At 68.4% G+C, this 12,341-nt stretch carries 10 protein-coding genes; 8 read left to right on the top strand and 2 right to left on the bottom strand.

Translation table 11 applies throughout. The annotated features are described in order from the left end of the window. Positions 1-12 precede the first annotated feature (12 nt). Entirely contained in the window at positions 13-459 is a 447-nt protein-coding gene (locus BLW75_RS21240; protein WP_005151923.1) for an Lrp/AsnC family transcriptional regulator, read from the bottom strand. Positions 460-533: 74 nt separating this feature from the next. Between BLW75_RS21240 and ddaH the strand changes: the two genes are divergently transcribed. The 3 genes from ddaH to BLW75_RS21225 all read left to right on the top strand — a co-directional run bounded on the left by ddaH (position 534) and on the right by BLW75_RS21225 (position 2,897). Continuing rightward, complete coding sequence (ddaH, locus tag BLW75_RS21235) at positions 534-1,379, top strand: dimethylargininase (RefSeq protein WP_091598015.1); 846 nt, start codon at positions 534-536, stop codon at positions 1,377-1,379. Between the two features lie 91 nt (positions 1,380-1,470). Next, entirely contained in the window at positions 1,471-2,127 is a 657-nt protein-coding gene (locus BLW75_RS21230) for a polysaccharide deacetylase family protein (protein ID WP_034310731.1), read from the top strand. 107 nt (positions 2,128-2,234) lie between these two features. Further along, positions 2,235-2,897, top strand: coding sequence for a glycoside hydrolase family 75 protein (locus tag BLW75_RS21225; protein WP_034310734.1), 663 nt, complete (start codon positions 2,235-2,237; stop codon positions 2,895-2,897). A gap of 72 nt (positions 2,898-2,969) precedes the next feature. Here the strand turns inward: BLW75_RS21225 and BLW75_RS21220 are convergent, their stop codons facing one another. After that, positions 2,970-4,376 carry a hypothetical protein gene (locus BLW75_RS21220; protein ID WP_034310736.1) on the bottom strand — a complete coding sequence of 469 codons (1,407 nt, stop codon included), beginning with the start codon at positions 4,374-4,376 and terminating at the stop codon, positions 2,970-2,972. A 296-nt stretch (positions 4,377-4,672) separates the two neighbouring features. Between BLW75_RS21220 and BLW75_RS21215 the strand changes: the two genes are divergently transcribed. The 5 genes from BLW75_RS21215 to asnB all read left to right on the top strand — a co-directional run bounded on the left by BLW75_RS21215 (position 4,673) and on the right by asnB (position 12,334). Beyond that, positions 4,673-5,989 carry a nucleotide sugar dehydrogenase gene (locus tag BLW75_RS21215; protein ID WP_034310804.1) on the top strand — a complete coding sequence of 439 codons (1,317 nt, stop codon included), beginning with the start codon at positions 4,673-4,675 and terminating at the stop codon, positions 5,987-5,989. Beyond that, complete coding sequence (locus BLW75_RS21210; protein ID WP_034310738.1) at positions 5,970-7,157, top strand: glycosyltransferase family 4 protein; 1,188 nt, start codon at positions 5,970-5,972, stop codon at positions 7,155-7,157. Before BLW75_RS21215 ends, BLW75_RS21210 begins: the two co-directional genes overlap by 20 nt. Before the next feature lie 138 nt (positions 7,158-7,295). Beyond that, positions 7,296-8,600, top strand: coding sequence for a GumC domain-containing protein (locus BLW75_RS21205; protein ID WP_091599871.1), 1,305 nt, complete (start codon positions 7,296-7,298; stop codon positions 8,598-8,600). Then, entirely contained in the window at positions 8,597-10,279 is a 1,683-nt protein-coding gene (locus tag BLW75_RS21200) for a Wzz/FepE/Etk N-terminal domain-containing protein (protein ID WP_034310741.1), read from the top strand. The genes BLW75_RS21205 and BLW75_RS21200 overlap by 4 nt, the downstream gene beginning before the upstream one ends. A gap of 153 nt (positions 10,280-10,432) precedes the next feature. Next, positions 10,433-12,334 (top strand): asparagine synthase (glutamine-hydrolyzing), encoded by a 1,902-nt coding sequence (gene asnB / locus BLW75_RS21195; protein WP_034310744.1) that lies wholly within the window; start codon positions 10,433-10,435, stop codon positions 12,332-12,334. The last annotated feature ends 7 nt before the right edge of the window (positions 12,335-12,341 follow it).

Below are 12,341 nucleotides of genomic sequence, written 5' to 3'. Positions count from 1 at the left end.
GGAACGAGGGTGTCACGCTTCGGGTGTCGGCGGGCGCTCCAGTAGCCGGGACAGGACGACGGTGGACACCGTGCGGTCGACGATCTCCAGCCCGCGCAGCCGTTCCAGCGCGGTCTCCAGATGGTGGATGTCCGAGGCGCGCAGATGGACGATCGCGTCGGCCGCGCCCGACACCGTGTACGCCGCGACGACCTCCGGCAACGGCTCCAGCCGGGCGCGGATCCGGGCCGGGGTGATGTTGCCGTTGCAGGTCATCTCGACGAACGCCTCGGTGCCCCAGCCCAGCGCCTCCGGGTCGACGACCGCGGTGAAGCCGCGCAGGACCCCGGTTTCGAGCAGTCTGTCGACCCGTCGCTTCACCGCGGGCGCGGACAGACCGACGACCTTGCCGATGTCGGCGTAGCTGGACCTCGCGTTGGCCATCAGGCATGAAACGATTCGCTGGTCGATGGTGTTCACACGCAATGTTTAGCAGGTATATGCGCAGCGAACAGCGATTGATTGCGGAATTAGGTCAGCCTTACCCTTCGGGTATGCCGGAACTGGAGCAGCAGCCCCGTGTACCCACGACGCGCCGCTACCTCATGTGCCCGCCGCGGTACTTCGCGGTGGACTACGTCATCAACCCCTGGATGGACCCGTCGGTCCCGGTCAGCGTCGACACCGCGATGGCGCAATGGACCGAACTCCGCGATACCTATCGGCGCCTCGGTCACACCGTCGAGGAGATCGAGGCCCAGCCAGGGCTGCCCGACATGGTGTTCGCCGCGAACTCCGGCACCGTCGTCGACGGTCGTGTCCTCGGTTCGCGGTTCCGCGCGCCGCAGCGCACCGCCGAGGCCGAGCACTTCCGCCGCTGGTTCGTCGAGCACGGCTACCGCGACATCACCATGCCCGAGAAGATCAACGAAGCCGAGGGCGACTTCGCGTGGACCGGCAAGGTCCTGCTCGCCGGCACCGGCTTCCGGACCGACCCGGCCGCGCACGCCGAAGCGCAGGAGGTCCTCGGTGTCCCGGTCGTGTCGCTGCGGCTGATCGACCCGAGCTATTACCACCTCGACACCGCGCTGTTCGTGCTCGCCGAGGCCACCGACACCACGCCCGCCCAGATCGCCTACTTCCCGGAGGCCTTCTCGGCCGGGTCGCGGAGGGTGCTGGAGCGGATGTTCCCGGACGCGGTAATCGCGGACCGGGCCGACGCGGAGTGCTTCGGCCTGAACGGGGTGTCCGACGGCCGCAACGTCGTTCTGCCGGTCGAGGCGACCGGATTGGCGGCGCGGCTGACCGACCGCGGCTACGAGGTCGTCTTCCTGGACATTTCCGAGCTCAGGAAGGCGGGCGGCGGCCCGAAGTGCTGCACCCTGGAGATCCGCAAGTAATCCGTTCGTGGACACCTTGCGGGATCATGTAACTACTCCGTTCGCCAACTCGATTAATCGGGAAACACACTCGGTCCCGAATGAGGCGCGGATGGTGATCCTGGCGATAGGCGGCGTGGGCAGGCCCGTGCGCGCGCTGGATCCCGGTGAAAACGAAACATGGGTGACGGTCGAACAGTTCGAGCGGGTGCTCGACACCGTGGCCGGACGCGAAGACGTCGGCCTCACGTTCGACGACGGCAACTCCTCGGACGTCGAGATCGCGCTCCCCAGGCTGGTGGAGCGCGATCTCACGGCCGAGTTCTTCCCGCTGGCAGGCCGGATCGGGCAGCGGGGTTTCCTCGACGCCGACGGCCTTCGCGAGCTGGTCGAGGCGGGCATGTCGATCGGCTCGCACGGCTGGGAGCACCGCGACTGGCGGCGGCTCGACGATCGGAACGCCCGGCGTGAACTGGAAACCGCGCCGAAACTGCTCGCGGACTTGAGCGGGAAACCCGTGCGCGCGTACGCGCCGCCGTTCGGCGCCTACGACCGGCGGGTGCTCAGCAGGCTCCGGCGTTCCGGCGCGACGAGGGTCTACACGACCGAAGGCGGCGCGGCTTCGCGCGACGGCTGGCTGCGGCCGCGGATCGAGGTGCGGCACGACGTCGACCAGGAGTGGATCGACAGTGTGCTCGGTGAGCGGGAAGGGCTGTACCGCCGAGCGGGACGGCTCATGGCGCGGGTCGCCAGGCTTGCCCGCTTTTGACCGGATTTCCTTGTGCGGTGGGAAAATAACCCTTGAATCGAAGCCGTCGGCGGCGGCATTCTGAGCACCCTCGATAAAGAAGTCTTATTAACAAAGGGGTGCTCGGAATGCGGAAACTCCTCTTGTTCTCGGCGATGGTGGTGGCCGCCGGGTTGGCTCCCGCGGCAACGGCCGCCGCATCACCGGAAGCGGCCCCGACCGCCCAGCAGTTGCTGGCGAAGACCACCAGCTGCAAACAGGTCTCGAACGGCAAATACAAGACCGACGAGGAAACCGGCCGGACCATCGCGGTCTGCGACGCGGGGAGCGCCGTGTTCTGGAAGGCCGACATGGACGTCGACTGCGATGGGCAGCCGACCGCGCGCTGCAACAAGAACACCGACCCGTGGTTCCAAGACGGCACCGCGTACCCGCGCTCCGACGGCAAGGCGCTGATCGCCGACCAGACGCCGTACGTCGTCGTGCCGAGCATCAGCAGCACGTGGAACTTCGAGAAGGCCGGCCTCAAGGGCGCCGGCTCGTGCGCGGTGATCTACAACGACAAGGTGCTCTACACCGTCATCGGCGACACCGGCCCGAAGGACATCATCGGCGAAGCGTCTTACGCGGCCGCGAAGGCGCTCGGGATCAACCCGGACCCGAAGAACGGCGGCGTCGACTCGGGCGTGACCTACATCTGCTTCAAGAACTCGAAGGTGTCGCCGATCGAGGACAACGGGAAGTCGGCCTCGGTCGGGCAGGGCCTGGCGGCGAAGTTCGTTCAGGGCTGAGGACCTCGTAAGTGACGACTGTGTGGATTTCGGGACGTCAGATGTCCCGAAATCCACACAGTCGGAAGAGGGTCAGCGCGGCTCCAGCTGCACCCGCCACTCCCAGCCGTAGGGCGGCGCGACGTGCAGGATGGTCGAGTCGCCCTGAATCGGCTTCCACGGGCCCGCCACACGGAACACGTACTCGCCGACCGCGACCCCGGGGAACGTCACATAGCCCTTGGCGTCGGTCCTGGCGAACGAAACCAGTTTGTTGTCCCTTGTGGACAAAGTGGCGACGGTGTTGGCGAGGCCTTCACCGTCGTCCGGCCGCCAGTTGTTGTTCTTGTCGACCCAGGCCAGTCCCCGGGCGTCGGCGCGCTTGCCGGGCACCTTGGCTTCGAGGAATACCTGCGGGCCGGACAGGTAGGTCTTGCCGTTGAAGTCGCAGTGAAGAGCCGTGGTGCCGTAGTAGGCGGCCATGTCGGGTACCTGGGCGGTCACGGAGAGCACCAGTCGTTGTCCCGGAGCCAGGGCGCCCGCCTGCGGGGAGCCGAACGCGCCCCATTGTTCCTGCGGGATCTTCAGGTCCGTTCCGGAGTCGTCCCTGCAAGTCACGAAGAGGCCGGAGAGCGGGTGGGCGCCGCTGTTCGTCAGCGTGACCGTCGCCTTGGCCGCCCCTCCAGGCGCATAACTCGTCTTGTCGAGCGCGATCTTCGCTTGAAGTGCCTGGCTGAGCGGCTGCTGGCCCCGGATGCTCAGTGCTTCGTACTTACCGCTGCCATCGAGGCGCATCACGGTGCTTTCCGGCATCAGCCAGCCGCCGGCGACGTCCCGGAAGTACAGCCCTCGATGGGAGCCGACCGGGACGGCGTCAAAGGAGAACCGTCCGGCGGCGTCGGTGACCACCGACAGTTCCTGTGGCATGGTGAAACTGCCTATCCGCGCCGTGATCCCGGCCAGCTCCTCTCCGGGGGAGAACACGCCGTCGAGGTTCTTGTCCCCGTAAACCTGGCCGGCGACACGTTCGGTGGTCTCGGGTGGGATCACGTTCACCGGAACATCGACGGTGTTGTCCGCGCGATCGGTGTCGACCGGGGTCCTCACGTCGAGTCTCACCACGGGATTGCCCGGTTCGACGGCCCAGATCAGGCCCGTCAGGCGGTAGGTGCGGCTTTCGCCCGCCTGGAGGGTCGCTCCGGGGCTGTCTAAGTCCAGCTCCCCCCAGGTGTTCGGTTCGAAGCTGTAATGCGGGCCGGAGTAGGTACTTCCCTGCGCCTTGACCTCGGTCGCCGGGGCGTCGCCGATGTTGGTGATCGTCAGGTCGATCGGAATGGTCTCGTCCCGGAGCCAGCGCCCGTCCGGCACGGCCGCCGTGACCTTGATGTTCGGGCCGGGATCGGCATACGCGGGCACCGCGGACAGCGTGCCGGCGAGGGTGAAGGCCAAGGTCAGTGCGCCGACGGCGCGAAATGATCTTCTGGACAGGGTTTTACGCATCGGTTCCCCAGGTGCTCGTCGTTGACGAAACCAACCTAAAAGCGGCGTCGACGGCTTGACCAGTACGGAACATTCCGGTGCCGTTGCCGGGCAACCGGGAGAGTGTTTCGCGCGTGTACGAGAGATCGAGACGAAACCCTTACGCGCTTCATGTAGCGTTTCGCACCCCTCGGACGATGAGTAATTCCCTTGCCGCACAGGCATTCCGCCAAAAGCAGGCGAACGACGGACACCGGTAACGAACCCGGCCGTCCCGCCGACCAACGGGCAGCGGAATGCGGCTGGAGGAATTCGTCATGAAGATCAGTGTCTTCGGGCTCGGTTACGTCGGTTGCGTGTCGGCGGCGTGCCTTGCCGGACGCGGGCACGAGGTCGTCGGGGTCGACGTGAACCCGGTGAAGATCGAACTCGTCTCCAGCGGCAAGGCGCCGGTGGTCGAAGAGCGGATCGGGGAACTGACCGCGGAGGTGGTCGCCGCGGGCAAGCTGAGAGCGACGACCGACGTGAGACAGGCGATCGCGGACAGCGAAGTCTCCCTCATCTGCGTCGGTACCCCGTCGGCGCCGAACGGCAGCCTCTCGACGGCGTTCCTGGAGCGCGTCGCCGAGGAAATCGGCGAAGCGCTCACGACCAAGACGCAACGGCACACCGTCGTCTTCCGCAGCACCATGCTCCCCGGCACCTGCCTGGATCTGCTCGTCCCCATCCTCGAGAAGTCGTCCGGCCGCACCGCGGGCGTCGACTTCGGGGTCGCGGTGAACCCCGAGTTCCTGCGCGAGGGGAGCAGCGTCAAGGACTTCTTCGACCCGCCCAAGACCGTCATCGGCGAGCTCGACGCGGCCAGTGGCGACGTCGTCGCGGCGCTGTACGAAGGCCTTCCCGGCGAGGTCTTCCGCGTCCCGATCCCGGTCGCCGAGATGACGAAGTACGCCGACAATTCCTTCCACGGGCTCAAGATCGGCTTCGCGAACGAGCTCGGCGCGATCTGCCGGGCGCTGGGGCTCGACTCGCATCAGGTGATCGACGTCTTCCTCGCCGACCGCAAGCTCAACATCAGCCCCGCCTACCTCCGCCCCGGGTTCGCCTTCGGCGGCTCGTGCCTCCCCAAGGATCTGCGCGGCCTGGTCTACGCCGCGCACCGCGCGGACGTCGCCGTCCCGATCCTGTCGCATGTGCTGCCCTCCAACGACGAACACCTCCAGCGTGCCTTCGATCTGGTGGCGCGCACCGGGAAACGCAAGGTCGGCCTGTTCGGCCTGTCGTTCAAACCCGGCACCGACGACCTCCGGGAGAGCCCGCTCGTCGAACTCGCCGAGCGCCTGCTCGGCAAGGGGTACGACCTCCGCATCTACGACGCCAACGTCAGCCTTTCGCGGCTGATCGGCGCGAACCGTGAGTACATCGAGGGCAGGTTGCCGCATCTCGGCCAGCTGCTCGCCGGCTCCGTCGGCGAGGTCGTCGATCACGCCGAGGTCTGCCTCATCGGCTCCACCGATCCGGAGGTCCTCGCGGCCCTCCCGGCGGGCGGCGGCCACACCATCATCGATCTCGTCCGCGTACCCGACGCCGACCGTCGCCGGGCTGAAGAGGGATATGTCGGTCTTGCCTGGTAAAGCTCTCATCCTCGTCGAGAACCTGTCCGTCCCCTTCGATCGCCGCGTCTGGCAGGAGTGCCAGACGCTTCGCGACGCAGGCTGGGAAGTCCACGTCATCTGTCCACAAGGGACGAAGCGGGACACCGAAGCCGAGGTCACCATCGACGGCGTCCACATCCTGCGGTACCCGCTGAAGGCCGCGACGGGTGGCCCGGCCGGGTACGTCCAGGAGTACGGCTCGGCGCTGTGGCACACGCTGCGGCTCGCCCGCAAGGTGGGCCGGGTGGACGTCGTGCACGCCTGCAACCCGCCGGACCTGCTGTTCCTTGTCGCGCTGTACCTCAAGCGCCAGGGCGCGAAGTTCATCTTCGACCAGCACGACCTCTGCCCCGAGCTGTATCTCTCGCGCTTCGACCGCGGCGAGGACTTCCTGTACCGCGCGGTCTGCGCGCTGGAGCGCCGCACCTACAAGACGGCCGACGTCGTCATCGCGACCAACGAGAGTTACAAGGACGTCGCCGTGAAACGCGGCGGCAAGTCGCCGGACGACGTCTTCGTCGTGCGCAGCGCGCCCGTGGTCGAGCGGTTCCACCTGGTTCCGGCCGAGCCCGAACTGAAGAAGGGCAAGCCGCATTTGCTGGCGTACCTCGGTGTGATGGGCCCGCAGGACGGCGTCGACTACGCCTTGCGCGCGCTCGCGTCGCTGCGGGACGAGGTCGGCCGCAGCGACTGGCACGCCGTGTTCATCGGCTCCGGCGACGCTTTCGACGCCATGGTGGCGTTGTCCAAGGAACTGAAGCTCGACGACCAGGTCGAGTTCACCGGCCGGATCTCCGACGAGGACCTGCTGCGCTACCTGTCCTCGGCCGACGTCTGCCTTTCGCCGGATCCGCTGAACCCGCTCAACGACGTGTCGACCATGAACAAGATCATGGAGTACATGGCGATGAGCCGTCCGATCGTGTCCTTCGAACTGCGGGAGGCCAGGGTTTCGGCCGGGGAGGCCGCCCTTTACGCCCCGGCGAACGACGAGCCGGAGTTCGCGAAGCTGATCGCGCATCTGCTCGACTCGCCGGACCAGCGGGCCGCCATGGGTGAGCTGGGACGGGCGCGCGTCGCCGGTCCGCTGTCGTGGGAGAACTCCCAGAAAGCCCTGCTCGCGGCCTATGCGGCCGCGGTCCGGTGATCGACTTCCCGGTCGCGTTTTGAACAAGAGTCGGGCAACCCTGTAACCAACACGGTGGCCGGTCCGACGGGATTCATGCACACCCCCACGCACCGGACGGAGATCCCGGCTTTGACTGACGACACGGTGCGCCTGTCCATGATCGGACAGGTCCTGCGCGGGAGGTGGCGGACCCTGGTGGCCCTCGCCCTCCTCGGCGCCCTGGTCGGCGCGGGATCGTCGGTGATCCTTTCCCCTGGCTACCGGACGACGTCCAACGTGCTGCTGCAGGGGCCGCGCGAGGCGGACGAACTGCTCACCCAGGCCGAGGTGGCGACCAGTTCGGTGGTGCTCGACCGGGCCGCCGCCGTCCTCGGTCGCGGCAGCGGCGCCGACCTGCGTGACCGGGTGAGCACCACGGTCGCGCAGGGCAACGTCATCACCATCGCCGCGACCGACGATTCCGCCGAGCACGCGCAGCAGGTCGCGGACCAGGTCGCCCAGGAATTCGTGAAGTACTCGACGCAGGTCCTCGCCAGCACCGGCGACGCCGCGGTCAAGGTGGCGCAGGAACGCCGCGAGACCTTGCGCCAGCAGGTCGCGCAGACGAACCAGCGGATCACCGAACTGGCGGAGAAGGTCTCCGACGGGACGACCTCGGTGGAGACCGTTCAGCTGCGTACCGAGCTGGCCGCGTTGCGCTCGTCGATCGAGCAGGCGATGTCGACCCTCAACGCCACCGACACCACGAGCGGCGGTCTCGGCAGCATGGTCGTGATGGGCGCGGCCGAGCGGCCGACTTCGGCGGCGGCGCCGACCTTGCCGCAGCTCGCCCTCGGCGGCGCGGCGCTGTTCTTCGTGTTCGGGCTGCTCGGTCACCTCTTCGCGGCCCGCACCGACCGGCGGTTGCGGGACGAGGAAGAGATCGGGGCGGCGCTCGGTGGCCCGGTGCTGGCCACTGTCGACATCCCGGACATCGCCGACGAGCCGGATCCCGAAGCGAAGCCGAGCCTGCGGGCGAAGCTCTTGGGCGACGACAAGCCGTGGAACATCCGGCGGATCGACGTCACCCCCGACGAGATCGACGGCGACGTCCACTACCGCCGCCTCGTGTCCCGGCTCCCGCGGCGGCGGCTGCTGGTGCTGGTGGCCGAGGGCGATCACGCCGCGCGGACCGCGGCCACCAGGATCGCCGGACTCGCCGGCCGCCGGTTCACCGTCGTCACGGTGGCTCCGGCCAGGCCGGTCGTGGAGGACCAAACCGCCGAAGGCGTGCTCGTCGTGCTCGGTCTGGGCACGCGGACCGCGTGGGAACTGGTCGGTGTCGCCGAGGCGTGCGCCGACGCGGGGCTGGCCGTGGTGGGAGCGGCCCTGATCCGCCCCGTCCGGCCGACCCGCGCCCCGGGTGCGAAACCCGGGAAGCAGGCCGGGAAAGATCGAGAAGCACTGGCAGGTACCCCGTGACGACCGCCGAAAAAGAGAAATCCGAGCCGCTCATCGATCTCCAGCGGCTCGTGGTCTCGGTCCGGCGGCGTCGTCGCCTGTGGCTGGCCACCGCCCTCGCCGGGCTGATCGCCGGCGGGCTGGTGGCGATGTTCCTGCCGTCGCCGCCCACGGCCGTGGCGAAGATCCTGGTCGTCCACGCGGACGATTCGCCCAGTGACAGCGGCACGCTGATGGAGACCGACGTCGCCGTGCTGGAGACGACGAAGATCGCCGGCGACGCGCTCAAGAAGTTGAACAGCACCCAGCCGCCCGAAGAGTTCCTCAAGGACTACGCCGCGCTGGGCGTGACGAACAACGTCCTCCAGGTGACGGTCAAAGGCAAGGACAACGCCGACGCGATCGCCCGCGCGCAGGCGCTCTCCGACGCCTTCATCGCCGAGTACGTCGCACGGAACCAGGCGGGCGCGGCGGCCGAGCAGAAGGCACTGCTCGACCAGCGCAACCAGGCGCAGGCCGAGCTCGGCACCGTCCAGAACGACATCGTCGCCGAAGAGGCGAAGCGGAACCCCAACCCGGCTCAGCTGGAGCGGCTGTACTCCCGCCGCGCGGAGCTGACGTCCAAGATCTCCGACTACGACGGCCGTGCGCAGGAAGCGGGCATCGGCACCCCGAAGGTCGGCGCGGGGACGCAGATCGTGGACGCGCCGCGGATCCTGCCGAAGTCGCTGCTGAAGTCCGCCGGCACCGCCGCCGGGATCGGCCTGGTGCTCGGCCTCCTGGCGGGCCTCGTCCTCGCCGCCATCGGCAGCGTGGTGAAGGACCGGCCGGTCCTGCGCCGCGAAATCTCCCGCCATCTCGGCGCGTCGGTGCTCGCCCAGCTGCCGAAACCGCCGCGCTGGTTCCGGAAGCGCCGTGCGCTGGAGGAACGCAGACGGGTCGCGAAGACACTGATCCGCACGATCCGCGAGGACGACGGGACGGTGTCGCTGCTCGACCTCGGAGCGCGCACCACGACGGCCGCGCTGGCCGTCGACATCGCGAACGAGCTCGCGGAACAGGCCCCGGTCGCGCTCGTCGACGAACTGCCGAAGGCGGGCCTGCGCGCGCTGGCCGCCGGATCCAAGGTCCGCGTGCTGGACCGCGACGAGCCCAAGGTTCCCGGTGAGCGCCGTATCGGCGTCGGCTCCATCGAGCCGGGGACCGCGTGGACGGATCTCGAACACCTCGGCGCGGAAGCGATCCTCGTCGTGCGCGCCGGGCAGGCGAACACGGAATGGCTGCACACCGTCGCGCGGCAGCTGGCCGAACGGCGGATCCCGATCATCGGGGTCGTACTGGTCGACCCGGATCCGCGCGACCACACCGACGGCACCCTGTGGGACGGCCTGCACACCGCGCTGCGCGGCCGGGCCGCCGAGCCCGCGCGGGCACCCGAGCCGCTGCCCGCGCGCCGTCCGCAGCCGAAGCTCGACCGGACCCCGCACGCGAGGCCCGCCGGGCCGCCGCCGAAACCGGTCGAGATGTTCCCGGACGACGAGCCCACCGTGCGGCGGCTCGCGGTGGCGCCACCCGAGCCCGCCCCGAAGACGGCGCCGCGCCGCCCGCCGACGCCGTACAAGCGGGCTGAAGTGCACGACGCCGACCAGCCGACCACCCGATTCGCACCGGTCACGCAGGACAACGTCGAAGCCTTATAGGGACGGAGGGTGGAGCAGAGGTGCAGCGCGATGAAGGACGACACGCGTGAACCCGCCATTGCCGAACCGGACGTGACGTGAAACGACGGCCAGCGCCCTGCCGACGTCGGCCGCGGTCGCGGGTTCACCGCTAGAGAAGGGGAGCGAAAGCAGATGTGCGGCATCGCAGGGGCCTACCACTGGCCGGACGGGGGACCGCTACGGGATCGGCTCACCAAGACACTCGCCCACCGGGGCCCGGACGGTTCGGGCAGTTACGACCACGGGGAAGTCCACTTAGGACACCGGCGGTTGTCGATCGTCGACCTGACCGAGACCGGCGCGCAGCCGATGGTCAAGGACGGGCTCGCGCTGACCTACAACGGCGAGCTGTACAACGCGCCGGAGCTGCGGAAGGAACTCGAAGCCACCGGTGTGCGCTTCCGGGGCACGTCCGACACCGAGGTCCTGCTGGAAGCCTGGCGTGCGTGGGGCACCGAGGGCTTGCACCGGCTGCGCGGCATGTTCGCGTTCGGTGTCTTCGACGAGCGGTCCGGTGAGCTGGTGCTGGTCCGCGACCAGCTGGGGATCAAGCCGCTGTTCCTGGTGCGCCGCGGCAAGGGCGTCGCCTTCGCGTCCGAGTTGAAGGCGCTGGCCGCCGAACTGGGCGGATCGCTGACCGTCGACGACACCGCGCTCGTCGCCTCCCTGCTCTACTACTGGGTCCCGGACGGCCGCTGCGCGTTCAAGGAGGCCGAGAAGCTGCCGCCGGGCAGCTGGGCGCGGTTCCGGCCGAACGGCGACGTCGAACGCGGCACCTTCTGGTCGCTGCGCCAGGTCGCCGAGGAAGGCGCGGCTTACGAAGGCGACTTCGACCTCAACGCCGTCATCGAGGACTCGACGCGCAAGCACCTGATCGCGGACGTGCCGGTCGCGACGTTCCTCTCCGGCGGGCTCGACTCCAGCTATCTGACCGCGATCGCCGCTCGTGAACGGCCGGGGATCTCCGCGTACACCATCGGTTTCCGGGCCGAGGACGCGAAGTTCGAAGCGATGCCGGACGACCTGATGTACGCGAAGAAGGTCGCCGCGAAGTTCGGCGTCGACCTGCACGAGATCGAGATCGCGCCGCAGGTGCTGGATCTGCTGCCGCGGATGACGTACCACCTCGACGAGCCGATCGGCGACCCGGCGGCGATCAACAGCTACCTGATCTGCACCGCCGCCCGCGAGGCCGGTGTCAAGGTGATGCTCTCGGGCATGGGCGCCGACGAGCTGTTCGCCGGATACCGCAAGCATCTCGCGAACACGCTCGCCGTTCAGTACCAACGGGTTCCGGGTCTTGTCCGCCGTCCGGTGGAGTCCCTTGTGGACAGACTGCCGGTGGCGACATCGAAGCGCGGGTTCCGGTCCGTCCGGTTCGCCAAGCGGTTCCTCTCGTTCGCGGAGCTGCCCGAGGAGACCGCGTTCCGGCGCAGCTACACGATGTACGACCAAGCGGAACTGGTCGGTCTGCTGAACCCGGACCTCGCCGGCGCGGTCGGCGACGTGCTCACCGAGCACGCGGACACCTATCACGACAACACGTTGTCGGATTTCGTGAACCGCATGTGTCTCGCCGATTCCCGGCTCTTCCTGCCGGGGCTCAACCTCGCCTACACCGACCGGTCCAGTATGGCCGCCTCCACCGAGGTGCGGACGCCGTTCGTCGACGTCGAGGTCGTGAAGGCCGCGTTCCGGATCCCCGGTGACCGGAAGATCGTGAAGCGCCAAGGAAAGATGGCGCTGAAGGAAGCGGCGCTGTCCATCCTTCCCGCCGAGATCGTGCACCGGCCGAAAGGCCTGTTCAGCGCGCCGCTGCGGGCCTGGATGAGCCGCGACCTCGCGCCCCTGGTGCGCGAGGTGACGAACGAAGGTGAATTGGTGAAGGCCGGGTTCCTCCGTCGTGAGGCCCTGCGGAAGCTCGTGGACGAAGACGCGTCCGGGCAGCAGGACCGGTCCAAGCATCTCTGGCACATCTTGACCCTCGAGTACTGGTATCGCGGCGCCGTTTCGGCTCGGCAAGGTGAGACATGATTCGGGT

Origin of the sequence: Amycolatopsis lurida, from assembly GCF_900105055.1 — a bacterium.
GTDB lineage: Bacteria > Actinomycetota > Actinomycetes > Mycobacteriales > Pseudonocardiaceae > Amycolatopsis > Amycolatopsis lurida.
The sequence above is the reverse complement of the archived record's forward strand: the minus strand, read 5'-3'. Positions and strand labels throughout refer to the sequence as shown.